Source organism: Streptomyces sp. NPDC003943 (assembly GCF_053605265.1).
Genome location: NZ_JBSGIW010000110.1, coordinates 1 through 22873, shown reverse-complemented (window position 1 = coordinate 22873; position 22873 = coordinate 1). Strand labels below are relative to the sequence as shown.

Here is a 22873-nt window from a genome sequence, read left to right as displayed (position 1 = left end):
GAGTACTGGTGGTGCACCGAGCAGGCGCTGACCTGGCCGGGCGCCGACGGCCCGAACATGATCCTGGACGACGGCGGCGACGCCACGCTCCTCGTCCACAAGGGCGTCGAGTACCAGAAGGCCGGTGCCGTGCCGGACCCGTCGACCGCCGACAACGAGGAGTTCCGGATCGTTCTGGAGCTGCTCGGGAAGACCGGGCTGGACTGGTCGGCGATCGCGTCCGGCATCCGTGGCGTGACGGAGGAGACCACCACCGGTGTCCACCGCCTCTACGAGATGCACCGCGAGGGCGCGCTCCTGTTCCCCGCGATCAACGTGAACGACGCCGTGACGAAGTCGAAGTTCGACAACAAGTACGGCTGCCGCCACTCCCTCGTCGACGGCATCAACCGGGCCACGGACGTCCTCATCGGCGGCAAGACCGCCGTGGTCTGCGGTTACGGCGACGTCGGCAAGGGCTCGGCGGAGTCGCTGCGCGGCCAGGGCGCCCGCGTCATCGTCACCGAGATCGACCCCATCTGCGCGCTCCAGGCCGCGATGGACGGCTACCAGGTCACCACCCTGGAGGAGGTCGTCGAGACCGCCGACATCTTCATCACGACGACGGGCAACAAGGACATCATCATGGCGTCCGACATCGCCCGCATGAAGCACCAGGCGATCGTCGGCAACATCGGCCACTTCGACAACGAGATCGACATGGCCGGCCTCGCGCAGATCCCCGGGATCGTGAAGGACGAGGTCAAGCCGCAGGTCCACACCTGGACCTTCCCCGACGGCAAGGTCGTCATCGTCCTCTCGGAGGGCCGTCTGCTCAACCTGGGCAACGCGACCGGCCACCCGTCCTTCGTGATGTCGAACTCCTTCGCGGACCAAACCCTGGCCCAGATCGAGCTCTTCACGAAGACGGACGAGTACCCGGTCGGCGTCTACACGCTGCCGAAGCACCTCGACGAGAAGGTCGCCCGGCTGCACCTGGACGCCCTCGGCGTGAAGCTCACCGAGCTGCGCCCCGAGCAGGCCGCGTACATCGGCGTCCCGGTCGAGGGCCCGTACAAGCCGGACCACTACCGCTACTGAGGCCGCGCGTGTGTACCGACTGCCTTGAGGAAGCACCACGTGACCCGTGGCTCCCGGACCGTCTCCTGAAGACGGAGCGGGACCTGCTGATGCCGCTGCTGCGCCGCACGCCGGCGGAGGCGTACGAGAACCGCACCGCCTGCCCGGGCTGGACCGCCCGGCAGGTGCTCGCCCACTGCGCGGCGGCGCTCATCAGGATCGTCGAGGGAAGGCTGGAGGAGGGCGTGTTCCTGCCCGAGGCCAACGCCTGCGACGTCGCCGAGCGCGAGGACTGGCCGCTGGGCCGGATCCTCGACGAGCTGGAGCGCGGCTTCACCGAGGCCGGGCCGGTCATCGCCGAGCGGGAGGACGGCCGGCTCGACGCGGTCGCCCTCGGCGAGTGGGTGCACGCCGGAGACGTACGGGAGGCCTTCGGCGAACCCGGCGCCTACTGCGGCGACGCCCTCGACCTGGCCCTGCCGCTGCTCTCCGTCACCAGCCGCAAACGGGAGACCCCCCGCCTCGTCGGCACCCTGGCGGACCGCGGCGGCGAGGTCGACCTCGGCAACGCCATCGAGGGCCGCGACCCGGCCCGCTTCCACGGCGACGCCGCCACCTTGATCCGCATCTACTCGGGACGCCCGCTGGTACGGACCCGCTACGAACTGACGGGCGCGACGGAGCAGGAACTTCTCATCTACCGCTGAGGGCGGCGGGCGCGGGCGCCATGGCGCGGGGGGTTGTGGGCATTCGTTCCGCAGGGCGGAACGGGTGGGCACAACCCCCCACCGGCCGGCACCCTGCCGCCGCCCTCGTCCCCGCAGACGAAGGGACCCCCATGCCCACGCTCGACCGGCTCCTGCACGACGAGGCGGCCCGGCGCCCAGACGACACGGCCGTCGTCTACGGCGACGAGACGCTGTCCTTCCGCGAACTGCACGAGGGCGCCGCCGTCCTCGCCGGCTACCTCCGCACCCTCGGCGTCGCCGCCGACCACCGCGTCGGCGTCCACGTCGAACCGTCACTCGAACTGGTGATCGGCACGTGGGGTGTGGTGCTCTCCGGCGGCGCGTACGTCCCGCTCTCTCCGGAGTACCCCGAGGAGCGCCTGCGCTACATGATCGAGGACAGCGGCGCCCGCATCGTCTTCACCCAGGAACGCTTCCGCGAGCGCGTCACCGAGCTCGCCCCGCCCGGCACCACCGTCGTCACCCTCAAGGACGCCGTCCAGCACGCCTGGCGCACCGCGGGCGAGGAAGCCCCCATCGCCGAACCCGAGTTGGCGCCGTCCCAGCTCGCGTACGTCATCTACACCTCCGGCTCCACCGGCAAGCCCAAGGGCGTCATGGTCGAGCACCGCTCGATCGTCGCCCAGATGCGGTGGATGGCCGCCGAGCACCGGCTCGGCCCCGGCGAGACCGTCGTCCAGAAGACCCCCATGAGCTTCGACGCCGCCCAGTGGGAGATCCTCGCCCCGGCCGTCGGCGCCCGGGTCGCCATGGGTCCGCCCGGGGTCTACCGCGATCCCGAGGGCCTCATCGACACCGTACGGCTCCACGGCGCCACCATGCTCCAGTGCGTGCCGACCCTGCTCCAGGCCCTCGTCGACACCGAGCGCCTCGGCTCCTGCACCACCCTGCGCCGGGTCTACTCGGGCGGCGAGATCCTCTCCCGCAACCTCGCCGTCCAGGTCCTCGCCGAGCTGCCCGACGCGGAACTGGTCAACCTGTACGGCCCCACCGAGTGCACCATCAACGCCTCCTCCCACACCGTCGACCGCGCCACCGTCGCCGACGGCCCGGCCGCGATCCCCATCGGCAGGCCGGCCTACGAGACCAGCTTCCACATACGTGACGGCGAACTGTGCATCGGCGGCGTCCAGGTCGCGCGGGGGTACCTGGACCGGCCCGAGCTCACGGCCGAGAAGTTCATCACCGGCGAGACCGGCGAGCGGCTGTACCGTACGGGCGACCTGGCGACGCTGAACGAGGACGGCACCGTCCAGTTCGCCGGCCGCGCCGACAACCAGATCAAGCTCCGCGGCTTCCGCGTCGAGCTCGACGAGATCGCGCTCGCCATCGAGAACCACGACTGGGTCAAGAACGCGGCCGTCATCGTGAAGAACGAGCCCCGCACCGGCTTCCAGAACCTGGTCGCCTGCGTCGAGCTCTCCCCGAAGGAAGCCGCCCTGATGGACCAGGGCAACCACGGCGCCCACCACCAGTCCAAGGAGTCCAAGCTCCAGGTCAAGGCGCAGCTGTCCAACGCGGGCACCCTCGACGCGTCCGCGCTCGCCGGCCGCCCGGTCGTCGAACTGCCCGGCCGCACGCCGAGCGAGCGGACCCGCCGCGCCGTCTTCGCCCGCAAGACCTACCGCTTCTACGAGGGCGGCCCGGTCTCCCGCGCCGACGTCCTCGGCGCGCTGGCCCGCCGCCCCGAGGGCATCGGCTCGCGCGCGATCGGCACCCTCGCGGCCGCCGACCTGGGCGAGATCCTGCGCTGGTTCGGCCAGTTCCTCAGCGAGGAGCGGCTGCTGCCGAAGTACGGCTACGCCTCGCCGGGCGCGCTGTACGCGACGCAGCTGTACGTGGAGGTGCGCGGCGTCGCGGGCCTGGAGCCGGGCACGTACTACTACCACCCGGTGCACCACCGGCTCTTCCTGATGCGCGCCGGTACGGCGGAGGGCGACCCGCTGGTCCGCTTCGCCTTCCACGGCAAGTGGGAGGCGATCGAGCCGGTCTACAAGAACAACATCCGCGAGGTCCTGGAGATCGAGACCGGCCACATGGTCGGCCTCTTCGAGGAGATCCTGCCGCCGCTCGGCCTCGACATCCGCCCGCTGCGCGGCGGCGACCCCGACGACGGCGCGGACCTGGCCGTCTTCGAACTGGTCCCGTACGACGAGGAGTCGGTCACCGCCCCGGACGTGGACCTGTACGTGCAGGCGCACCCGGAGCGGATCGCTGACCTGGAGGCGGGCCAGTACGCCTACGTGAACGGCGAGCTGATCCGCGTCGCCGACGGCCTGGTGGAGAAGAAGCACGTCATCGCGATCAACCAGGCGGTGTACGACCGGGCCTCGCTCGGCATCACGGTGGTCGCCCGCACGGACGGCCCGGACGCGTCCTGGCGCTCGTACATCGACCTCGGCCGCGCCCTCCAGCGGCTCCAGCTCGGCTCGGAGGTGCACGGCCTCGGGTTCATGTCCTCCGGCTACAGCTCGATGTCCGGCAACCCGCTGCCCGCCGCCCGCCGCATGGACGAGCTGCTCGCCGCGGCCGGCCGGCCGACCGGCCCCTCGTACTTCTTCGTCGGCGGCCGGGTCAGCGAGGAGCAGCGGCTCAGCGAGGGCATGTACGAGGACTCCGTCCACATGAAGGGCCCCGCGGAGATGATCCGCGACGACCTGGTGAACCACCTGCCCGACTACATGATCCCCAACCGGGTCGTCGTCCTCGACCGGCTGCCGCTCTCGGCCAACGGCAAGGTCGACGCCAAGGCGCTCGCCGACCTCGCCGTCGTCAACGCCGGCCTGCACGGGCGCCCGCACGTCCTGCCGCGGACCCGCACCGAGCAGCGGCTCGCGGAGATCTGGGCGGCGGCGCTGAAGTACGAGGAGGTCGGGGCGGTCTCCGTCCTGGACGACTTCTTCGAGTCGGGCGGCAACTCGCTGATCGCGGTCGCGCTCATCATGAAGATCAACCGCGAGTTCGCGGGCGAGTCGGGAACGGCCGCCGCGCTGCCGCTCCAGATCCTCTTCGAGTGCCCGACCATCGAGAAGCTCGCCCACCGCGTCGACGGCGCCGCCGCGACCCCGGCGTCCCGGCTCGTCCGGCTGCACGCGGACGGCGCCCAGTCGCCGGTCTACTGCTGGCCGGGCCTCGGCGGCTACACCATGAACCTCCGCTTCCTCGCGGAGGAGATCGGCATCGACCGGCCGTTCTACGGCGTCCAGGCGCACGGCATCAACCGCGGCGAGACCCCGTACGACACGATCCGCGAGATGGCCGCCGCCGACGTCGCCGCCATCCGGCGCCGCCAGCCCTCGGGCCCGTACACCCTGTGGGGCTACTCCTTCGGCGCGCGCGTCGCCTTCGAGTCGGCGCACCTCCTCGAGGCGGCGGGGGAGCAGGTCGAGCACCTGTTCCTGATCGCGCCGGGCTCGCCGAAGGTGCGCGCGGAGTCGGCGGCCGGCGGGGCCTCGTACGACAACCCCGGCTTCACCCAGATCCTGTACTCGGTCTTCGCGGGCGCGCTCGCGGACGTGCCGGCGACGGACGCGGAGAGCTTCGCGAAGCACGTGACGGTGCAGTTCCCGGCGCTCGACCCGGAGCTGGTGGCCCGGATCATCACGATCGTCGAGAAGACCTTCGACTTCACGTACACCTTCAAGGAGCTGACCGAGCGTCAGGTGTCCTGCCCGGTCACCATCTTCAAGGCGCAGGGCGACGACTACTCGTTCCTGGAGGGCACGACCGGCTGGTCGACGCGCCCGCCGACGGTGGTCGAGCTGGACGCGGACCACTACAGCCTGCTGCGGGCGCCGGATCTGAAGGAGCTGGTGAAGAAGATCCGCTACCGGCTGGGGAGGTAGTCCGTTCGGGCGTGGCCGTGGTGCGGGGCGGGGTGCCGACTGCTGTGCTGGTGGTCGGTATCCCGCCCCTCCCGCGCGTCCATGAGGAGTGCACCATGCCCGTGATCGTCACCGTCGAGATCCCCGGCGGCACCAAGGAGCAGTACGAGCGGATCAACGAGCAGATCACGAGTGCCGACTGGTGGCCCATGCCGGGCTTTCTCGCCCACGCGGCCGGCCCGGACGGCACGGGCGGCTGGCGGGTGGTCGACTTCTGGGAGTCGGAGGCCGCGTTCGGGGCCTTCGTGGAGAAGGCGACGCCGATCTTCCACGCGAACGGCCAGCGGGCCCTGCCGAGGATCGACGAGGCGGTGAACGTGATCGTCGGTAGCTGACCGCCGGCGAAATTCCTTTGCGGGCGGCAGCGGCCGGGCGCCAAGCTGCGTGCCATGACCGCCGATCTCTTCACCGCCGAAGGGCGCCTCAAGGCCATCCCGCGCCGGCCCGCCCGCCGCGCCGCCCTGCTCGACCACCTCGCCGCCACGCTCTTCGCGCCGGCCCGCGTCTACAGCGAGCGCGAGGTCAACGAGGCACTGAAGACCGTGCACGCGGACTTCCCGGCCCTGCGCCGCTACCTCGTCATCGGCGGCCAGCTCGCCCGTACGAAGGACGGCTCGGCCTACCGCCGACAGCAGCAGCCCGACTCCCCCGCAGGAGCGACCCCCGCCGCCCTGTGATCGCCGCGGCGGTGGCCGGCCTGCTCGCCGGCTACGGCATCGCGATCCCCGTCGGCGCCGTCGGCGCCTACCTGGTCGCCGTCACGGCGCGCACCGGCTGGCGCACGGGGGCGTGCGCGGCGCTCGGCGTCGCCACGGCCGACGGCGTGTACGCGCTCCTGGCGGTCGTGGGCGGCTCGGCCCTCGTGCCGCTGCTCACCCCGGTGATGACCCCGCTCCGCCGGCTCTCCGCGCTGGTCCTGGTCGTCCTCGCCGCGCGCGCCGCCCTGACGGCCGTCCGCACCTACCGCACCGGCCGCCTCGCCACCCGCGACGACGGCACGGCCACCCTGACCCCGGGCCGCGCCTACCTGGCCTTTCTCGGCATCACGCTGCTCAACCCCATGACGGTGATCTACTTCGCCGCCCTGGTCCTCGCCACCGGCCCGGCCGCCCCGGCCACGCCCCCGGCCCGCACCGCCTTCGTCCTCGCCGCCCTCCTCGCCTCCGCCACCTGGCAACTCCTCCTCGCCACCGGCGGCACCCTCCTCGCCCGCACCCTGACGGGCCCGCGCGGCAGACTGACCACGGCCCTGGCGTCGAGCACGCTGATCGTGATCCTGGCGGTCAGGCTGGTGGCGGGGTAGGGGCACAGCCGCCAGGATGGGCCTTTGGGACGAAGGCGAGCGACGACGGCACCACTCTCCTGACCCCCGTCCCCGCCACGCCCTGACCGGGTCAGGCGACGTCGAGCCGGAGCACGGAGAGGCCCGGGCGCACTTTCGCGATGGCGGCGAAGTCGTCGTCGACGTGGACGAGCGTCAGTTGATGCTGCTCCGCCGTCAGTGCGATCAGGATGTCCATGGGGGAGGGGCCGCGATGGTGGCCGATCCGGAGCAGTTCCTCCTGGATCTCCATGACGTCGGGCCAGGGGTCGTCGGGGGCGGGCACCCAGGTGAAGGCGCGGTTCAGGTGAGCGAAGAACGGATCGTGGTCCCGCCCCGACCGCAGGCCCCTCATCAGCTCGGCCTCGACAGGCGGACAGATCGCCACCTGCCCGCGCGCGGTGAGCTCGGGCCATGGCGACCCGACTTTGCCTCGCAGCAGCCGCCAGACAGCCGATGTGTCGGCGAGGTAGCTCATCGCCCTGACCGCTCCTGTTCCTCCAGGAAGCCGAAGTCGAGGTAGTCCTCGGCGTTCTCCCGAAGCCACTGGAGCGCCCGCGCGCGGTCGTCCGCGCTGATCGCCGCCGCTATGCTCAGCGCACGGTTGATGGTGTCCCGTTTGGTCTTCGTGCCGAGCTGCTGCTGGGCGCGGGCGAGCGTGTCGTCGTCGATGTCGACCAGGGTCTTGGACATGGCGCCCTCCAGGGGTGTATATCCGATCTCTTCGAGTATATATCTCAGGCGGGCGATGAGTTCTCCGCGCGGCTGACGTCTACACCTCCGAGAACAGCGCGCACGACCGAGACACCGAAGAGAACGAGGAAACTCCCATGCGTACCCTCATCACCTCCGCCTTCGTCTCCCTCGACGGCGTCGTCGAGGCCCCCGGCGGCGAGCCCGGCTACCGGAACTCCGGGTGGACGTTCAAGCACACGGAGTTTCTCCCCGAGGCGTTCGAGATCAAGGGACGGGAGCAGAAGGAGGCCGCGGCGATGCTGCTCGGCCGTGTGAGCTACGAGGCGTTCAGCGCCGTGTGGCCGGACATGCCGGAGTTCGCCGACTACAAGGAGATGCCGAAGTACGTCGTCTCCACCACCCTCACCGACGACGACCTGGTGTCGAACTGGGGCGAGACCACGATCCTGCGGTCCGTCGACGAGGTCGCCGCGCTGAAGGAGACCGAGGGCGGGCCGATCATCGTGCACGGCAGCGCGTCGCTCAACCGGGCCCTGTCGGACGCGGGCCTGATCGACCGCTACCACCTGCTGGTCTTCCCGCTGCTCCTCGGCGCCGGCAAGCGCCTGTTCAGCACCACCGACAAGGACGCGCAGAAGCTGGAGCTCGTCGAGCACGAGGTGTACGCGAACGGGCTGCAGAAGCAGGTCTGGGACGTGGTGCGGTAACGGCCCCTGGCCCGGTAGCGGCCCCTAGCCCTCCGCCGGCCTGATGTTCTGGTTGTGGTGGAACACGTTGTCCGGGTCGTACGACCGCTTCACCTCGGCCAGCCGGTCGTAGTGCCCGCGGTACGTGGCCCGGACCCGGTCCTGGCCCTCGTCCGCGCCGAGGAAGTTGACGTACGCGCCGCCCATCGAGTGCGGGTGCAGCGCCTCCCAGTAGTTCACCGTCCAGTCGCGGATCCCCTCCGCGTCCGCCGGTTCCGGGCTGATGCCGCCGATCACGCCGGACCAGACCGCGTCCCGGTAGGCCCAGGCCGTGTCCATGGGGCCGGGGCGGTGGGCGGCGCCGTCGACGGGGTAGAGGTGCATCGTCGACAGCTCCGTCGGGATGTTCTCCAGGAAGGTCCGGTGCACGTCGATCGCGCCGTCCGTGATCCGGTCGAAGAAGTCACCGCGCCAGTACCACTGGAGCCCCTTCGGGATCAGCCCGTCGAACATCGACTGGACCGCCGGATACGGCACGGGCGCCGCGAAGTGGAAGGCGGGCCGGGCCGGGTCGGCGACGTCCGCGAACGCCTTCGCCAGGCTGTCCTCGTCGGTCGCGCCCGTGTGGCACCACACCACGCCGCACATCTTCTTGTGGTGGATCTCCTCGGGGAACGGCGGCCCGGGCGGCACGGTCAGCGTCGCGAAGAAGCCGTACAGCTCCTCGGGCGCGGCCGGCAGGTACTCCCGGTACCAGCGCAGCACCGCGCCGATGTGCTCCGGATCCCACACGGTCACGCCGAAGCCCACCGTATCCACCGGATGCAGCGCGTACGTGAAGGCCGTCACCACGCCGAAGTTGCCGCCGCCGCCGCGCAACGCCCAGAACAGGTCGGTGTGTTCCTCCGCCGAGGCCCTCACGAGCGAGCCGTCCGCGAGGACCACGTCCGCCGCGAGGAGGTTGTCGGCCGTCAGCCCGTACGCCCGGGTGAGATATCCGTGCCCGCCGCCCACGGTCAGCCCGCCGACGCCGGTCGTCGACATGATCCCGGCGGGCGTGGCGAGCCCGTGGCCGTGCGCCTCGTGGTCCAGGTCGCCGAGCTGGCTGCCGCCGCCGACCACGGCCGTCCGGGTCTCCGGATCCACCCGCACCCAGCGCATCCCGGACAGGTCCAGCATCAGTGCCCCGTCGGCCAGGCAGAGCCCGCCGCCGCTGTGGCCGCCGCCGCGCACCGTCAGGTCCATGCCGGTGTCGCGGGCGTAGCGCACCACGGCCCGTACGTCCGTCGTGTCCGCGCACCGCGCGATCGCCGCGGGCCGCCGGTCGATCATCGCGTTGTAGACCGTCCGGGCCTCGTCGTACCCGGCGTCCTGAGGTCCGGTCACCTCGCCGCGCAGCAGCTCGCGCAGGCTCTCCACAGCCGTACCGCCCATGACGACTCCTCCAGGGCACCCGGCGAGGCGCCCCTGTCAGACGGCCGTGCTACCCCTTCAGTCTCCCTCTCGGCGTGACACCCCGCCTCCCGGGCGCCCCGGCCGGCGGTTGCGCTCGGTCATGACCCCGCGCACCGACCGCCAGGCCATGACGGACCAGCGCGAGCGGGCCGACAGCAGCGATCCGACGCTGAGGAAGGATCCGACCGAGCCGATCGAGAACGCGGACCCGACCGAGCCGATCGACATGAACGACCCGACGGACCCGATCGACAGGAAGGAGTCCTTCGACCAGAGGGAGAGGGAGGAGCGCGAGTTCCGGTGACCGTTGGTACCCATGATCGGATCGTAGGGCGGAACGGCGACGGCCCGCCCCCGGAATGCTCCGGGAGCGGGCCGTCACGGCAGGAGCCGGGGCTCAGAGAACGGCGAGCGCGGCCTCGTAGTTCGGCTCCTGGGAGATCTCGTTGACGAGCTCCGTGTGCAGGACCTTGTCGTTCTCGTCGAGGACGACGACCGCGCGGGCGGTCAGGCCGGCCAGGGCGCCGTCGGCGATCGCGACACCGTAGTCGGTGTGGAACTCGCGGCCGCGGAAGGTGGAGAGGTTCTGCACGTTCTCCAGGCCCTCGGCGCCGCAGAAGCGGGCCTGCGCGAAGGGCAGGTCGGCGGAGATGCAGAGCACCACGGTGTTGTCGAGCTCGGAGGCCTTCGCGTTGAAGGCGCGGACCGAGGCGGCGCACGTCGGGGTGTCCACGCTCGGGAAGATGTTGAGGACCTTGCGCTTGCCCGCGAAGTCCTTCAGCGACTTGTCCGCGAGACCCTCACCGACCAGGGTGAACGCGGGGGCGTCGGTGCCCTGCGCGGGCAGGATGCCGTCGACCGTTACGGGGTTGCCCTTGAGCGCGACCTGCGCCATGTGGATTCTCCTTCGAGTGGAGTGCGACTGGACTCGTTGTCATCAGCAGCTGCCAACGCCCCCGATCGTATTCCGTCGCCCCGCACGCGGTGGCCCGCCCGCTCCCCGGAGACGGAAGCCGGGGGAGCGGGCGGGCCGGCGGGGCAGGCGCGGGCCTTTGCGTCCCCGGCCGTGGGGACCCCGTGCCTACCGGTTCGCGAGCTGCCTGGCGAGGCCCGGCGCCACGGATGCCGTGGTCGCGGCCGCCTCGCAGGCGCACTCCGGCCTGACGGCGTAGCGCGTGAATCCGGGGAGCTCCTCGGCCCGGCGCAGCCCGCCCTTGTGGAGGGTCACTCCATAGACGTACGGGCCGTCCTCGCGCCAGCACACGAGAGGGGTGCGGTAGACGTCGCCCTCGGGGGTGGTGAACTCGGCGACGTAGCCGTCGGCGGGCAGCATGCGCTCACGCTTCCTTGGGAGAGACCTGGAAGAGGTGCCCGTAGTCGGTGATCGTACGGGCGGTCGCGGCGGCGCCCGCGAGGTGCAGGGCGTGCCACAGGACGACCTGGTTGGCGGTCAGCACGTGGAAGCCGAGCTCGGCCTCCAGGCCCTTGATCGTGCCGACGGCGCGGATGCCGTTGCCGGCGACGAGGATCGCCTCGGGGCGGGCGTCGGCGACGGTCGTACGGATCCACTCCGACAGGTTCTGCGGGGTGATCGCGGTCTGCTCGGACGGCAGCCCGACGGGGCCGTGGTGGACCACGGTGAAGCCCTGCGACTCGAAGTACTCCTTGCCCTGCGTGGAGAGCTTCTCGTCGAACCACGGCGGGTTGACGATCGCGATCCGCTCGGCGCCGAGCGCCCGGAAGCCGGCGACGGCGGCCCTGGCGGTGCCGGTGATCGGGATGTCCCGGGTGACCGGCGCGAGCCGCTCGTACAGCGCCCGCTCACCGTCGGCGCCGAGGACGTACGAGGAGCTGGTGAAGCCGAGCACGAGCGCGTGCAGCGGCGAGTCGGCCAGGAGCTTGACGGCGTTGTCGACGGCCGGGGGCTCGACGAACGCCGCGATGGGGTCCTGCGGGATCTTCTCCGCGACCATGTGCCCGCCGGGCAGCATGCCGCCGAAGTCGATGCGGGAGGCGTGCACGGAGACGGCGGCCGGGGAGACCGCCTGGAGCTCGGCCTCCGGGCCGATGTCGGCGGACGGGACGACGATGCCGATGCGGGTGGTGGCGTCCCAGCCGTCGGAGGGGGCTGTGGTGCTGCTCATGTTCGTCGCTCCTCAGCGCGCGGCGTTGACGGTGTCGGCCTCGGCGGCGAGCGAGCCGCCCTTCACGGTCCCGGTGCCGTCGCCGTCCCCGCTGAGGAAGCCGGGGTGCTGGGCCCGCATGCGGGACATGACGAAGTCGTACGGGACGTCGTCGAAGGCGCCGTGGTCCTTCAGGAACTCCATGGCGCCCCTGCCGCTCTCGCTGGAGTGCGGGTGGTAGAGCGAGTCGGCGGTGCCGTCGAAGTCGAGGGCGTCCATTCCGTACAGCCGGCAGAGCAGCTTGTTGAAGACGGGCGTGGCCTTGACCCACTTGCCGTCCAGGTAGACCTGGGTGAGGCCGTGGAAGAAGACGTCGCCGCCGATGTGGGCGATGAGCCGCGGGCTGGCGAGGTGGTTGCGGACGTCGCCGTAGACCAGTTTCGACGGGATGCCGAGGGCGCGGACGGTGGCGGCGTACACGACCGACTTGTGCAGGCAGAAGCCCTGGCCGGCCTTGAGGACGCTGGACGCGCGCATCCCCTCGGGGCTGAGGTCGGTGCCGTACACCTCGTAGTCGAGGCCGTCGCGGACGGCGTAGTAGAGCGCGACGGCGTTCTCGCGCCGGTCGGCGGCCCGGTCCTTGACGACGGAGTCCACGAAGTTCTGCACCTCGTCGGACTCGTGGTCGAGGAAGGCGGTGTGCCGGGTGAGCGCGTGTACTTCGTCGAGGGCGATGCTCATGGGAAGGAGAGCTCCTAGCTCGGAGTCGCGGTCGAAGCCGCGGTCGGAGTCGCGGTCGGAGTCGCAGTCGGAGTCGGAGTCAGAGTCCGAGGAGGGCGGCCATGCGGTTGCGCTGGATCTCGCTGCTGCCCGAGTAGATGGTTCCGGCGACGGAGTTGCGCAGGTCGCGCTCGACGCCGTACTCGGTGAGGACCCCGCGCCCGCCGTGGATCTGGACGGCGGCCAGGGCGGTCTGCACGTTGGCCTCGGAGACGACGATCTTGGTGGCGGCCAGGTCGAGGGAGATGTCCTCGCCGCGCTCGGCCTTGGCGCCGGTGTCGGCGAGCCACTTCGCGGCCGTCTCGACGGCGATCCGCATGTCCACGATCTTGTGGCTGACGGCCTGGTAGCTGCCGATCGGCTGCCCGAACTGGGTGCGCTTGGCGGCGTACGCGAGGACGGTCTCCAGGCGGTGGCGCATCTCGCCGAGCGTGAGGGAGAAGGCGTAGAGGATCTCGCGCTTCATCACGTAGTCGAGGACGAGGAAGCCGCCGCCCTCCGCGCCGACCCGCCGGTCCACCGGCACGCGCAGCCGGTCGAAGGTGAGCCGGCCGATCGGGGAGGTGCGCAGGCCCAGCTTGTCCATGGGCGGGCCGATCTCCAGGCCGGGGGTGTCGCGCTCGACGAGCAGGCACGTCAGGCCGAAGGGGCCGGGCCTGCCGGTGCGGACGTAGAGGAGGAAGAGGTCGGCGACGGGTGCGTTGGTGATGAACATCTTGCCGCCGTCGACGACGTAGTGGTCGTCCTCGCGGACGGCGGTGGTGGTGATGTTCATGGCGTCGGAGCCGCCGGACTCCTCGGTGATGGCGTGCGCGGTGACGGCCTCGCCGGACAGGATGCGCGGCAGGTAGCGGGCCTTCAGCTCGGCCGAGCCGAACTTCTCCAGGGGCGTGGCCAGGGACACGATCTGGGTGGAGGTGGAGAAGGCGATGCCGGCGTCCCGGCAGAGGTAGCCGAGCCCTTCCAGGACCCGCATGGTCTCGGTGAAGCTGCGCCCGGCGCCGCCGTGCTCCTCCTTGAACGGGGTGCGCAGGATGCCGCTGTCCTTGATCGCCTGCCACTTGGTACGGGAGAAGACGGCGTCGGCGTCCAGCTCCGCGAGGTCGGCGTTGAGGATGTCGGCGTACGGGGCGACGAGATCGACGTTCACGGTTTTCCTTTCTGGTACGGGGCGGGCTCGGCCGGGCCGCGGTGAGGGGGAGGGGAAGGGGCGGCCCGGCCGGGCTCGTGGGCGGACTCAGTGCTGGGCGCTGGGCACCGCGGCCTCGTACTGGGAGAAGCCGTCCTCGGAGAGTCTGTGCTTCTCGTTGCCCGTCAGCGGCGGGTTGAAGACCGAGATGAGGTGCAGGTCCTCGTGCTCGGAGGCGATGAGGTAGTGCGGGTCGTGCTCGTCGAGGACGTAGATCGTGCCCTCGGTGATCTTGAAGACGGTGCCGTCCTTGTGCACGACCGCGCCCGAGCCCCCGATGCAGTAGCAGGCCTCCAGGTGGTTGCGGTACTGCAGCGCCGAGTTGGTGCCCGCGCGGACCAGGGTCTTGCAGACGGTGAAGCCCATCTTGTCGGCCTCGGTCAGCAGCCGGTGGCTGGTGCCGTTGCCCCACTCGACCGGGGTGACGTCCTCGAGGGTACGGGTGAACATGGCGTGACTCCTTTTGAGAGAAGGGATGTTCAGCGCTGGGGTGGTCGGTGGGTGGCTCAGCGGGCGGTGTGCTTGTGGACCGTCGCGCTGATGGCGTCGATCGAGCGGAAGCTGTCCGGGCTGATCTCGATGTCGTCGACCGGCAGGTCGTAGGTGTTGGCGATGTACTGGATGAGCTTCACCAGGCCGAGGGAGTCGATGACGCCGGACTCGATGAGGTCGTAGTCGCCGGTGAGGTCCTCGGCGGTGACGTCCTCGCCCTTGAGGTAGGTGGCGAGCAGGTGCGCGCGGATCTCTCCGGCGATGTCCTGGGTGTCACGCGTGGGGGTCGGGGCGGCGCTCATGCGCTGATCTCCTCCTTGATCTTGTTGCGGTCGGGTTTGCCGGTCGAGGTGCGCGGCAACGGGAGCTCGCTGATGCGGACGGTGGACGGGATCGCGTGCCGGGGCAGGTTCGCGCCGGCGTACGAGCGGAGCTTGAGGGAGCTGAGGGCGGCGCCGGCCCGCCGGGTGACGCGGGCGTGCAGCCGGACGCCGGCCTCGGTGTCGGGGAGGGCGACGACGGCCGCCTCCTCGACGTCGGGGTGCTGGGCGAGGACGGACTCGACCTCCTGGAGGTTGGTGCGCACTCCGCGCACCTTGACCTGCCAGTCGGAGCGGCCTTCGAGGGTGTACGTGCCCTCGGCGTCGCGGGTGACGATGTCGCCGGTGCGGTAGAAGACCCGGCGCTGTCCGTCCGGGGCCTCGCGCTCCACGAACACGGCCTGGTTGAGGGACTGCTGGAGGTATCCCTCGGTCTGGAAGGGGGTGCGGACGACGAGTTCGCCGGTGCCCGGGCCGGTCAGCGGCCGGCCGTCGTCGTCGAGGACGTCGGCGTCGACGCCGAGCAGCGGCCGGCCGATGGGGAGCTTGCCCTCGGCGGTGTGCGGGTCGACGGGGTGGATGAAGCTGTCGTTGGTCTCGGTGCACCCGTACACGTTGTGGAAACGTGCGTGAGGAAACGATTCTGCGCACTGCTTGAGCAGGCTCTGGGGCATCGCGTCCCCGGTGAACACCACTTCGCGGACCCGGTCGAAGCCGGTGCGGCTCTCCTCTGTCTTCCCCTCCGTCTTCCCCTCCGTGAGAAGGCGGTGGAGCAGCGGCACGCCCTGGACGAAGGTGACGGCGTGGTCGGAGACGAGACTCCGCAGGTGGGGGCCGTCGGTGGCCTTCGCCCGGTCGACCAGGACCACCCGGGCGCCGGCGCCGAGGAAGGTCCAGACGTCGAGCAGGGCCAGGTCGAAGTTGAGCGGGGCGTAGGACAGCGAGGTGTCCTGGGAGGTGATCCGGAACTCCGCCGTCGCCCAGGTCGCGAAGGCGTCGAAGGCGTCGGTGCCGATCGGCACCAGCTTGGGGGTTCCGGTGGACCCGGAGGTGGTGAGCAGCAGTCGGGTCCGGTCCGGCAGGGGCCGGGCGAAGCCCTCCGCGGCGGTCTCGTCCGCGGGTACGGGCTCGATGAGCAGGTCGTCGTCGCCGTCGTGGGCATCTGTGGCGGCGACGGACAGTCGCGCGGAGACCCGGGCCTGTCGGCAGATCCGGTCCAGCGCGTCCTCGCCGAGTTCCGCCGAGGGGGCGAGGACGACGAGGGATTCGGCGAAGGCGGCGAGCATCAGGGCGACGGTCGCCGGATCCTTGCGGGCGGGGATGCACACCGGTCGGTCGGCCGGCAGGTTCGCGGCGCGGATCCGGAGTGCCAACTGCTCTGTTCGGTGGTGGAGTCGGCCGTAGGTCACCTGCTCCTGGTTGAGCAGGAGGGCCGGTAAGGACGGGTGCCGCCGGGCGTGCGCGGCAAGATTTCGGACAAGGCTGGGCGATGGCACGTTTCCCCCGGATGATGTGGAAAAGATGGGCCAAGCGCTGTGCGATTCGGCGAGGTCCCCGATCGCTCTCGATCGGCGCCGCAGCAGACACTAGGGCGGCGATCCATGCATCCGCAAGCATGTACTAGTCGGTTCCGTTGTGAGCTACCTCACCGCTTGTACGTACAAGTACACCCTGAGTCATGCGAGGGCGTGAAGCACGCGCTGCAGTCGTGTGAACACGCAAAAGCCGTCGCCTCTTGGCGGCTCTCGGGAGAGAGGCGCCAAGAGGCGACGGCTGCGGTGGCAGGGGAAGCGGGGCGGGGCGCGCAGGGGTGTGCGGGTGCGGGCGTGGGCAGGGGTGGGGGCGCGGGTGCGGGCTGCGCGCGCCGAACGGGTGCGGGCGCCGAACGGGTTAGGGGTGCTGAACGGGCTGTGGACGCCGAACGGGCTACGCCGGGCGGGCGCTGCGCAGGGCGGCGACCGTGGCGGCGAGGGCGGGGTCCGCGCCGTGCGAGTTCAGGGCGCCCGAGAGGACCTCGGCGTAGGTGGCGCGGGCGGCCACGTAGCGGCTGCGGCCCTCGTCCGTGATCACCGCGTACACCCCGCGCTTGTCGGACGGACAGAGGTCCTTGAACGCGTAGCCGGCGCCCTTGAGGCGCTCGACGAGCCGGGTGACCGAGGACTGTCCGAGCCCGATCTTGTCGGCCAGCTCCTGCATCCGCAGTTCGCTGGAGGGGGAGGCGGCGAGGTTCTCCAGGGCCCGGTACTCGGAGAGGCCGATGCCGTGCCGGCGCTGGAGAGCGGTCGCGAGCTCCCGTTCCACGTGCGTGTGCAGAGTGAGGACGCGGTCCCAGACGGCCTGGTCGGAGGTCGCGGCGGGAGGTGTCGTTGCGGTGTTGTTCATGTACCTCTCCTCTGACAGGGGTTTGACAACAGGTTATATGACCATGCAAGATCCTGGCTATCTCCGAAACGTCCTTGGGCCCCTCATGGCGGCTCACAACTTGCACGGACAAACAACCAAGGAGCTCACGTGTCCGCGGACTCGACACAGAAGAACCAGAACAACATCGGCTGGGCCTGGCTGCTGTTCTCCTCGCTCTTCGAGATCACCTTCGCGCTCTCCACCGAGGCGACCCACGCCTTCACCCGCCTCGGTCCCTCGCTGCTCACCGCCGCGGCCGCCTCCTGCGGCATCTTCACGCTGTCCCAGGCGCTCAAGTACATCGACGTGGGCGTCGGTTACACGGTCTGGGCCGGCATCGGCGGCGTCGGCACGGTCATCTTCGGAACGCTGATCTACGACGAGCCGATGACGGTCTGGAAGGTCCTCGCCTTCGTCCTGATCATCGGCGGCGGCACCACCCTGCGCATCACGGACAAGATCGCCGCCGACAAGAAGGCGGCCGAGGAGGCCGCGGTGTCGGCCACCGCGGCGCGCGCGACGGCCACGGACCCCAAGGTCACCGTCTGACCCGGCTCCGCCTCGCAGCACCTCTCACCGCTCGCGCACCGCTCGCGCACCGCTCCCGTACCGCCCTGTTCCGTCTCCCCGCACCTCCCTTCCAGCAGAGAGAGCCGTTCCCATGACCTGGGTGTACCTCGGAATCGCCATCGTCTTCGAGATCCTCTTCGCGCTCGGCACCAACGCCACCAAGGGCTTCACCCGCCTGTGGCCCAGCGTCCTCACGCTGCTCGCCGCGGCCGGCGGCATCTACACGCTCTCGCGCGCCCTGCTCGACCTGGACGTCTCGGTCGGCTACACGATCTGGACCGGCATCGGCGGCGTCGGCACGGTGGTCTTCGGCGCGATCATCTTCAAGGAGAAGATCACCCTCGCCCGCCTGCTGTCCTTCGCGTCCATCATCGGCGGCGCGATCATCCTGCGGCTGACCGCGGTCTAGGGGCGGCCGGCATGACCACCGAGGCACAGCACCAGCAGCACCAGCAGCTGACCAGGCAGGTCCTGGAAGCGGTCCGCATCAGCCGCGAACACGTGGCGACCGGCGGCATCCCGTTCTCCGGCGTCGTGGTCCGCCACGACGGCCGGATCCTCGGAACCGGCTTCAACCGGGTCCGCGAGGACCGCGACGCCTCCGCCCACGCGGAGGTGGTCGCCCTGCGGAACGCCACCGCGAAGCACGGCTCGTTCGCCGCGCACGGCGCCACGCTCATCGCCTCCGGCGAGCCGTGCGCCATGTGTTACCAGGTCGCCCTCTACTTCGGCGTCGAGCACATCGTCTACGCCGCCGACCGCAGGACCGCGGCCCGGTACGGCTTCGACTACTCCTCCTCGTACGGCATCTACCGCACCGACCCGACGGAGTGGGGCGTCAGGACGACCCATCTGCCGGTCGAGGGCCACGAGGTGCCGTTCCAGGAGTACCTCACCCTGCAAGGGAGCGTCCGCCGGTGAGCACCGAAACCAACTCCGCCGCCAAGGTCAGGATCCAGGTCTGGTCCGACTACGTGTGCCCGTTCTGCATGCTGGCGGAAGGGCCGCTCGAAGAGGCCGTCGAGGGCCTCGACGTCGAGATCGAGTGGAAGCCGTTCGAGCTGCGCGCCGAGCCGAAGCCGACCCTCCGCCCGGAGGACCCGTACCTGCCCGAGATCTGGAAGCGCGCCGTCTACCCGATGGCCCGCCGCCTGGGCGTGGACATCACCCTGCCCACGGTCTCCCCGCAGCCGTACACCCGACTCGCCTTCGAAGGATGGCAGTTCGCGGTCGAGCAGGGCCTCGGCGACGTGTACAACCAGCGCATGTTCCGGGCCTTCTTCCAGGAGGACCTGGACCTCGGACAGCTCGACGTCCTCGTCGCCCTCGCCGAGGAGATCGGCCTCGACGGGCCGGCCTACCGCAAGGCCCTGGAGGACGGCACGTACTACGAGCGCCACCAGGACGCCCTGCGCGACGCCGAGGCGAACCGCGTCCAGGCCGTCCCGACCATCCTCGTCGGCGACATCCGCCTGGAGGGCGTCCCCAGCGCGGCCCAGCTCCGCAAGGCCGTCCTCGACGCCCAGGCCAGGCAGGCCGCCGACCCGGCCCCGCTCGACGGCGTGGTCTGTCGCGCGGACGGCACGGGCTGCGCCTGAGTTCGCCCGCACCGCACCTCCCGGCCGCCTCCTCACACGGTGAGGAGGCGGCGGACGTGTGTCCGGGAGCGGGCGGACGGCAAGAGCGCTACGGGCCTTGCGGTCCTCGGGCGCCGTCACGACCTCGGTGGCAGCGCCTCGAACCGGTCGGCGGGAGCCGGCGACGACCCGCCCCGCCGAGAGCGAACATCCTTGGACCCGAGCCGAGTTGGGTGAAAGCTGGGATGACAGATCCCGAACCCGGAGGCTTCCATGGGCGCAGAGCACACGAACACCCTGTACGAGGCCGTGGGCGGCGCCGCTGCGCTGCGCCGGCTCTCCGAGACGTTCTACGAGGGGGTCCTGGCCGACCCGCTCCTCGCGCCCGTCTTCGCCGACTTCACCGCCACCCATGTGGAGCACGTGGCCGTGTGGCTGGCGGAGGTCTTCTCGGGGCCGGCCCGGTTCACGGCGGAGCACGGCGGCCACCAGGCTCTGCTCCGTGCCCATCTCGGGCTCGGCATCACGGAGGAACAGCGGCTGCGCTGGATGGAGCTGATGACGGCGGCCGTGGAGAAGGAGTTGCCGGACGACGCCCTGCTGCGCCGCCGGGTGATGGAGTACTTCGACTGGGGCACACGGATCGCCAAGGACGTCTCGGCCTCGGCCCCGGGTACGGACCTCGGCAACCCCGGCCCCACCCCGCGCTGGGGCTGGGACGGCCTCGCCTGACCACGCCACCGGACCGGAGCCCCGGCTCCGGTTCTCCGGCGACTTCTCCTTCCTGCTCAAGGGGGCGGCAATGGGCCGCCGACGGCTTTGAGCCATGGCATGATCACGGCTAACTGTCGGCAGGGGGCCGACACTTGGGGGGAGACCACCGCCATGAACATCAAGAAGCGCATCGCCGTCGCGATCGCCCTCGCCTTCACCGCGACCACGCTCGCCGTCGGCGCCGCGGCCGCCCTGACCCAGGGCCCGAAGTACGAGGTCCTGGCCGGCAACGTCTCCAACTGCCCGTGAGCGACGACCGACAGAACGGGGGTGCGGCCACCATGGTGGACGCGAACAAGAAGGTGGTCCTGGGCTTCTTCGAGGCGATCAACGAGCGTCGTCTCGCCGACCTGCCCACGTACATGGCGTCCGACGTCATCGACCACAACAAGATCATCCACGGCGAGGCCGACGAGCCCGGCGCGGCCTTCGAGGGCCTGCGCATGCAGGTCGAGGCGTTCGACCCGCTCACGGGCGAGGTCGAGGAGCTGATCGCCGAGGGCGACCGCGTCGTCGCCCGCGTCACGCAGCGCGGCACGCACAACAACGCTCATGTGCGCATGCCGGAGCCGACCGGCCGAAGCTTCGAGAACGAGGCGATCTGGATCTTCACCCTGCGCGAGGGCAAGATCTCCGAGATCCGAGGCGTCAGTGACCGCCTCGGCCTCTTCATCCAGCTCGGCTGGGACTGGCCGCAGGCGGACTGAGGCCCGCCCTGCCCTGCCTCGGGCGCCTCACCGCCGGATCCCCTCCGGCGGTGAGGCGCCCGAAAACCAGTGGAGCGGCGCCGCCGCGCGCCGTTAGCGTCGTGCCTGACCGAGCGAATCCAGGCAAGGACGTGCCGTTGTACACCGTGTGAGACCTCCCGAGCGCTGATCTGTCGCGCGTCGCGCCCCTGCGCGCCCGCGCCCCTTCTTGCTGCGGTCTTCTCACACTGGAACCGGTGTACTTCTGTGCTGCTCGAAAACTGGGCGGTCCTGCCCACCCGCCTGCCCCTCGTCCGCCGCCGTTGCCACGCCTGCGCCTCCGAGCGCTTCCGGGCCGGCGGAAAATTCCGGGTCAACGCCAACCACAAGCTCATCGACGCCTGGCTCCTCGTGCTGTGCGCGGGATGCGGCGACACCGCGAAGCTCACGCTCTTCGAGCGGACGAACGTGCGCTCCGTGCGCCCCGACCTCCTCGACCGGCTGCACGCCAACGACCTCGCCCTCACCGCCGAACTCCTCCAGGACCCGGCCGTCCAGCGCCGCAACCGCATAGCCCTCGACTGGGACGGCGCCTGGCGCCTCGACACGGGCGGCTCAACCCGTCTCCCGCCTCACCCGCACCAGGAGGGGATCGAGGTCTCGGTCCGCTTCGCGGCACGGATCCCGGTCCGGCCGGTGCGTCTCATCGCCGAAGGCTGCGGCCTTTCGCGGGCCGAGGTCGAGCGACTGATCGCGGAGGGGAACCTGGTGTCGGCGGCCCGGCTGGGCGGCCGGCTCTCCGGCGACTTCACGTTCCTGCTCAAGCGCGGCGGCGAAGACGCGCCGACGGCTTTGAGCCATGGCATGATCACGTCTAACTGGCGGCGGAATGCCGTCACTTGGAGGGGGACCACCACCATGAACATCAAGAAGCGCATCGGCATCGCGATCGCCCTGGCCTTCGCCGCGACCACGCTGGCGTTCGGCACCGCGGCCGCGCTGGACCAGGGCCCGACGTTCGAGATCCTGGCCGGCAACGTCAGCAACTGCCCGTAGCCGATGACCGGCACGGACTGGATCGCCGAGCTGCGCCTGCTGGAGCGGGGCCATCGGCGTGGTCCCGCCATCCCTCAGGCGTGGCCGCCGCTCGGGGAAACCGCTCCGCCCCCGCTGCACGAGGAGGAGGTCGAGGAGGCCGAGGCCCAGCTGGGCATCACCTTCCCGGCCGACTACCGCCACCACCTGCTCCGGGTCAGCGCCGGGGGCAGGGAGCTCCACGCCCCCACCCGGGGCGAGCAGGGCTGGGGCTGGTACGGCAACTCCGAGACCAACCACGACCTGCTCACCCACCCGTTCCCGCACCCCGACTCGTACCGCGCGTACGACGACGAGCTGGACGACCGCGAGCCGCCCCGTGAGGACGGTGCGGCCTGGGAGATGTGGGACGCCGAGTGCGGCGTACTCCAGGAGAGGAAGACGGCCGGAGCCGTCTTCCTCCGGGAGGGAGGCTGCGGCTTCCGCTCCCTCCTGGTCGTCACCGGCCCGCACCGCGGCGAGATGTGGTTCGACGCCCGCGCCACCTGCGACCAGCTCCTCCCGATGAGGCTGGGCGGCCGCCCCGCGACCTTCGCGGACTGGGCGGGGCACGGCTTCGCGGACCTGGTGGACTGGTGAGCGGGCGGTTTCTCGCCATGACATGATCAAGCCAACTACCGGCAACCGGCCGGCACTTGGGGGAGAACCACCATGAACATCAAGAAGCGCATCGCCGTCGCGATCGCCCTGGCCTTCGCCGCGACCACGCTCGCGGTCGGCGTCGCGGCCTCCCTGGACCAGGGCCCGACCTACGTCCAGGCCGGCAACATCAGCAACCGTCCGTGATCGGGGGAACCACCATGAACATCAAGACCCGCATCGCCTTCGCCCTCGCGGCCGCGCTGGCCGTGGCCGGCCTGGCCGGCACCGCCGTGGCGCTCGACCAGGGCCCGACCTACAGCGTCCTGGCCGGCAACGTCAGCAGCGGGCCGCGGAACGAGCCGCCCGGACGTTCAGGCAGGACCGCGGGCGCGCCAAGGTTCCGGAAACGCGAGTGGGCCCCCGGGAGTCGGT

Annotated in this window: 30 protein-coding genes and 1 pseudogene; 18 read left to right on the top strand and 13 right to left on the bottom strand. The window is 70.8% G+C overall.

Annotated features, from left to right (window positions below; all coding sequences use genetic code 11):
• The 6 genes from ACWEV0_RS31780 to ACWEV0_RS31755 form a co-directional block, all read left to right on the top strand.
• The coding region (locus ACWEV0_RS31780; protein WP_453153155.1) for an adenosylhomocysteinase at window positions 1–1080 on the top strand (1080 nt) is incomplete at its 5' end.
• Window positions 1081–1088: 8 nt separating this feature from the next.
• On the top strand, window positions 1089–1766 hold the full coding sequence (locus ACWEV0_RS31775; protein ID WP_453153153.1) for a maleylpyruvate isomerase family mycothiol-dependent enzyme: 678 nt from the start codon (window positions 1089–1091) through the stop codon (window positions 1764–1766).
• Between the two features lie 131 nt (window positions 1767–1897).
• Window positions 1898–5653: an amino acid adenylation domain-containing protein gene (locus ACWEV0_RS31770; protein WP_453153152.1), complete on the top strand. Its 3756-nt coding sequence runs from the start codon at window positions 1898–1900 to the stop codon at window positions 5651–5653.
• 95 nt (window positions 5654–5748) lie between these two features.
• A complete protein-coding gene (locus tag ACWEV0_RS31765; RefSeq protein WP_453153150.1) occupies window positions 5749–6027 on the top strand; it encodes an antibiotic biosynthesis monooxygenase in 279 nt (92 codons plus the stop codon).
• A gap of 54 nt (window positions 6028–6081) precedes the next feature.
• Window positions 6082–6369, top strand: a complete 288-nt coding sequence (locus ACWEV0_RS31760) for a DUF2087 domain-containing protein (protein ID WP_453153149.1) — start codon at window positions 6082–6084, stop codon at window positions 6367–6369.
• Window positions 6366–6995: a LysE family transporter gene (locus ACWEV0_RS31755; RefSeq protein ID WP_453153148.1), complete on the top strand. Its 630-nt coding sequence runs from the start codon at window positions 6366–6368 to the stop codon at window positions 6993–6995. The genes ACWEV0_RS31760 and ACWEV0_RS31755 overlap by 4 nt, the downstream gene beginning before the upstream one ends.
• Before the next feature lie 91 nt (window positions 6996–7086).
• On the opposite strand, the gene ACWEV0_RS31750 is transcribed toward ACWEV0_RS31755, so the two are convergent.
• Together ACWEV0_RS31750 and ACWEV0_RS31745 are read right to left on the bottom strand one after the other, a co-directional pair.
• Complete coding sequence (locus tag ACWEV0_RS31750) at window positions 7087–7491, bottom strand: PIN domain-containing protein (protein WP_453153147.1); 405 nt, start codon at window positions 7489–7491, stop codon at window positions 7087–7089.
• The gene (locus ACWEV0_RS31745) at window positions 7488–7706 is read right to left on the bottom strand and encodes a type II toxin-antitoxin system VapB family antitoxin (protein WP_453153146.1); all 219 of its coding nucleotides are present in this window, start codon (window positions 7704–7706) and stop codon (window positions 7488–7490) included. Before ACWEV0_RS31745 ends, ACWEV0_RS31750 begins: the two co-directional genes overlap by 4 nt.
• 137 nt (window positions 7707–7843) lie before the next feature.
• Between ACWEV0_RS31745 and ACWEV0_RS31740 the strand changes: the two genes are divergently transcribed.
• On the top strand, window positions 7844–8416 hold the full coding sequence (locus tag ACWEV0_RS31740; RefSeq protein WP_453153145.1) for a dihydrofolate reductase family protein: 573 nt from the start codon (window positions 7844–7846) through the stop codon (window positions 8414–8416).
• Window positions 8417–8440: 24 nt separating this feature from the next.
• On the opposite strand, the gene ACWEV0_RS31735 is transcribed toward ACWEV0_RS31740, so the two are convergent.
• The 11 genes from ACWEV0_RS31735 to ACWEV0_RS31685 form a co-directional block, all read right to left on the bottom strand.
• Window positions 8441–9829 carry an FAD-binding oxidoreductase gene (locus ACWEV0_RS31735; RefSeq protein ID WP_453153143.1) on the bottom strand — a complete coding sequence of 463 codons (1389 nt, stop codon included), beginning with the start codon at window positions 9827–9829 and terminating at the stop codon, window positions 8441–8443.
• Between the two features lie 57 nt (window positions 9830–9886).
• Entirely contained in the window at window positions 9887–10168 is a 282-nt protein-coding gene (locus ACWEV0_RS31730; RefSeq protein WP_453153142.1) for a hypothetical protein, read from the bottom strand.
• A 79-nt stretch (window positions 10169–10247) separates the two neighbouring features.
• Window positions 10248–10745, bottom strand: coding sequence for a thiol peroxidase (gene tpx / locus ACWEV0_RS31725; protein WP_453153141.1), 498 nt, complete (start codon window positions 10743–10745; stop codon window positions 10248–10250).
• Window positions 10746–10931: 186 nt separating this feature from the next.
• Window positions 10932–11183: a DUF6253 family protein gene (locus ACWEV0_RS31720; protein ID WP_453153140.1), complete on the bottom strand. Its 252-nt coding sequence runs from the start codon at window positions 11181–11183 to the stop codon at window positions 10932–10934.
• Window positions 11184–11187: 4 nt separating this feature from the next.
• Complete coding sequence (locus ACWEV0_RS31715; RefSeq protein ID WP_453153139.1) at window positions 11188–11994, bottom strand: maleate cis-trans isomerase family protein; 807 nt, start codon at window positions 11992–11994, stop codon at window positions 11188–11190.
• Between the two features lie 12 nt (window positions 11995–12006).
• Window positions 12007–12714 carry a transglutaminase-like domain-containing protein gene (locus ACWEV0_RS31710; protein ID WP_453153138.1) on the bottom strand — a complete coding sequence of 236 codons (708 nt, stop codon included), beginning with the start codon at window positions 12712–12714 and terminating at the stop codon, window positions 12007–12009.
• Window positions 12715–12793: 79 nt separating this feature from the next.
• The gene (locus tag ACWEV0_RS31705; RefSeq protein ID WP_453153137.1) at window positions 12794–13903 is read right to left on the bottom strand and encodes an acyl-CoA dehydrogenase family protein; all 1110 of its coding nucleotides are present in this window, start codon (window positions 13901–13903) and stop codon (window positions 12794–12796) included.
• 87 nt (window positions 13904–13990) lie between these two features.
• Window positions 13991–14392: an ectoine synthase gene (locus tag ACWEV0_RS31700; RefSeq protein ID WP_453153136.1), complete on the bottom strand. Its 402-nt coding sequence runs from the start codon at window positions 14390–14392 to the stop codon at window positions 13991–13993.
• Between the two features lie 56 nt (window positions 14393–14448).
• Window positions 14449–14736, bottom strand: a complete 288-nt coding sequence (locus ACWEV0_RS31695) for an acyl carrier protein (protein ID WP_453153135.1) — start codon at window positions 14734–14736, stop codon at window positions 14449–14451.
• Complete coding sequence (locus ACWEV0_RS31690; protein WP_453153133.1) at window positions 14733–16250, bottom strand: AMP-binding protein; 1518 nt, start codon at window positions 16248–16250, stop codon at window positions 14733–14735. Before ACWEV0_RS31690 ends, ACWEV0_RS31695 begins: the two co-directional genes overlap by 4 nt.
• A 430-nt stretch (window positions 16251–16680) precedes the next feature.
• Window positions 16681–17136, bottom strand: a complete 456-nt coding sequence (locus ACWEV0_RS31685; protein WP_403799589.1) for a MarR family winged helix-turn-helix transcriptional regulator — start codon at window positions 17134–17136, stop codon at window positions 16681–16683.
• Window positions 17137–17265: 129 nt separating this feature from the next.
• On the opposite strand from ACWEV0_RS31685, the gene ACWEV0_RS31680 reads away from it, so the two are divergent.
• The 11 genes and pseudogenes from ACWEV0_RS31680 to ACWEV0_RS31630 form a co-directional block, all read left to right on the top strand.
• Window positions 17266–17706: a DMT family transporter gene (locus tag ACWEV0_RS31680; RefSeq protein ID WP_453153131.1), complete on the top strand. Its 441-nt coding sequence runs from the start codon at window positions 17266–17268 to the stop codon at window positions 17704–17706.
• Between the two features lie 112 nt (window positions 17707–17818).
• Entirely contained in the window at window positions 17819–18136 is a 318-nt protein-coding gene (locus ACWEV0_RS31675) for a DMT family transporter (protein ID WP_403799584.1), read from the top strand.
• A gap of 11 nt (window positions 18137–18147) precedes the next feature.
• Window positions 18148–18648: a nucleoside deaminase gene (locus ACWEV0_RS31670; protein WP_453153129.1), complete on the top strand. Its 501-nt coding sequence runs from the start codon at window positions 18148–18150 to the stop codon at window positions 18646–18648.
• Window positions 18645–19325: a DsbA family oxidoreductase gene (locus tag ACWEV0_RS31665; RefSeq protein WP_453153128.1), complete on the top strand. Its 681-nt coding sequence runs from the start codon at window positions 18645–18647 to the stop codon at window positions 19323–19325. The genes ACWEV0_RS31670 and ACWEV0_RS31665 overlap by 4 nt, the downstream gene beginning before the upstream one ends.
• 252 nt (window positions 19326–19577) lie before the next feature.
• Window positions 19578–20036 carry a group II truncated hemoglobin gene (locus tag ACWEV0_RS31660; RefSeq protein WP_453153127.1) on the top strand — a complete coding sequence of 153 codons (459 nt, stop codon included), beginning with the start codon at window positions 19578–19580 and terminating at the stop codon, window positions 20034–20036.
• Between the two features lie 153 nt (window positions 20037–20189).
• The gene (locus tag ACWEV0_RS31655) at window positions 20190–20327 is read left to right on the top strand and encodes a hypothetical protein (protein ID WP_453153125.1); all 138 of its coding nucleotides are present in this window, start codon (window positions 20190–20192) and stop codon (window positions 20325–20327) included.
• A complete protein-coding gene (locus tag ACWEV0_RS31650) occupies window positions 20324–20785 on the top strand; it encodes an ester cyclase (protein WP_453153124.1) in 462 nt (153 codons plus the stop codon). The genes ACWEV0_RS31655 and ACWEV0_RS31650 overlap by 4 nt, the downstream gene beginning before the upstream one ends.
• 249 nt (window positions 20786–21034) lie before the next feature.
• A pseudogene (locus tag ACWEV0_RS31645) lies at window positions 21035–21592 on the top strand (DUF1062 domain-containing protein); the annotation flags it as partial.
• A gap of 231 nt (window positions 21593–21823) precedes the next feature.
• On the top strand, window positions 21824–22438 hold the full coding sequence (locus ACWEV0_RS31640) for an SMI1/KNR4 family protein (RefSeq protein ID WP_453153123.1): 615 nt from the start codon (window positions 21824–21826) through the stop codon (window positions 22436–22438).
• A gap of 72 nt (window positions 22439–22510) precedes the next feature.
• Window positions 22511–22645, top strand: coding sequence for a hypothetical protein (locus ACWEV0_RS31635; protein WP_453153122.1), 135 nt, complete (start codon window positions 22511–22513; stop codon window positions 22643–22645).
• Between the two features lie 14 nt (window positions 22646–22659).
• The coding region (locus tag ACWEV0_RS31630; protein WP_453153120.1) for a hypothetical protein at window positions 22660–22873 on the top strand (214 nt) is incomplete at its 3' end.

Excerpts from the sequence above, each read along its gene's own strand:
- ACWEV0_RS31770 (WP_453153152.1), top strand. The coding sequence starts at position 1,898 with ATGCCCACGCTCGACCGGCTCCTGCACGACGAGGCGGCCCGGCGCCCA.
- ACWEV0_RS31765 (WP_453153150.1), top strand. The coding sequence starts at position 5,749 with ATGCCCGTGATCGTCACCGTCGAGATCCCCGGCGGCACCAAGGAGCAG.
- ACWEV0_RS31760 (WP_453153149.1), top strand. The coding sequence starts at position 6,082 with ATGACCGCCGATCTCTTCACCGCCGAAGGGCGCCTCAAGGCCATCCCG.
- ACWEV0_RS31750 (WP_453153147.1), bottom strand. The coding sequence starts at position 7,491 with ATGAGCTACCTCGCCGACACATCGGCTGTCTGGCGGCTGCTGCGAGGC.
- ACWEV0_RS31745 (WP_453153146.1), bottom strand. The coding sequence starts at position 7,706 with ATGTCCAAGACCCTGGTCGACATCGACGACGACACGCTCGCCCGCGCC.
- ACWEV0_RS31740 (WP_453153145.1), top strand. The coding sequence starts at position 7,844 with ATGCGTACCCTCATCACCTCCGCCTTCGTCTCCCTCGACGGCGTCGTC.
- ACWEV0_RS31735 (WP_453153143.1), bottom strand. The coding sequence starts at position 9,829 with ATGGGCGGTACGGCTGTGGAGAGCCTGCGCGAGCTGCTGCGCGGCGAG.
- ACWEV0_RS31730 (WP_453153142.1), bottom strand. The coding sequence starts at position 10,168 with ATGGGTACCAACGGTCACCGGAACTCGCGCTCCTCCCTCTCCCTCTGG.
- tpx (WP_453153141.1), bottom strand. The coding sequence starts at position 10,745 with ATGGCGCAGGTCGCGCTCAAGGGCAACCCCGTAACGGTCGACGGCATC.
- ACWEV0_RS31720 (WP_453153140.1), bottom strand. The coding sequence starts at position 11,183 with ATGCTGCCCGCCGACGGCTACGTCGCCGAGTTCACCACCCCCGAGGGC.
- ACWEV0_RS31715 (WP_453153139.1), bottom strand. The coding sequence starts at position 11,994 with ATGAGCAGCACCACAGCCCCCTCCGACGGCTGGGACGCCACCACCCGC.
- ACWEV0_RS31710 (WP_453153138.1), bottom strand. The coding sequence starts at position 12,714 with ATGAGCATCGCCCTCGACGAAGTACACGCGCTCACCCGGCACACCGCC.
- ACWEV0_RS31700 (WP_453153136.1), bottom strand. The coding sequence starts at position 14,392 with ATGTTCACCCGTACCCTCGAGGACGTCACCCCGGTCGAGTGGGGCAAC.
- ACWEV0_RS31695 (WP_453153135.1), bottom strand. The coding sequence starts at position 14,736 with ATGAGCGCCGCCCCGACCCCCACGCGTGACACCCAGGACATCGCCGGA.
- ACWEV0_RS31685 (WP_403799589.1), bottom strand. The coding sequence starts at position 17,136 with ATGAACAACACCGCAACGACACCTCCCGCCGCGACCTCCGACCAGGCC.
- ACWEV0_RS31675 (WP_403799584.1), top strand. The coding sequence starts at position 17,819 with ATGACCTGGGTGTACCTCGGAATCGCCATCGTCTTCGAGATCCTCTTC.
- ACWEV0_RS31670 (WP_453153129.1), top strand. The coding sequence starts at position 18,148 with ATGACCACCGAGGCACAGCACCAGCAGCACCAGCAGCTGACCAGGCAG.
- ACWEV0_RS31660 (WP_453153127.1), top strand. The coding sequence starts at position 19,578 with ATGGGCGCAGAGCACACGAACACCCTGTACGAGGCCGTGGGCGGCGCC.
- ACWEV0_RS31655 (WP_453153125.1), top strand. The coding sequence starts at position 20,190 with ATGAACATCAAGAAGCGCATCGCCGTCGCGATCGCCCTCGCCTTCACC.
- ACWEV0_RS31640 (WP_453153123.1), top strand. The coding sequence starts at position 21,824 with ATGACCGGCACGGACTGGATCGCCGAGCTGCGCCTGCTGGAGCGGGGC.
- ACWEV0_RS31635 (WP_453153122.1), top strand. The coding sequence starts at position 22,511 with ATGAACATCAAGAAGCGCATCGCCGTCGCGATCGCCCTGGCCTTCGCC.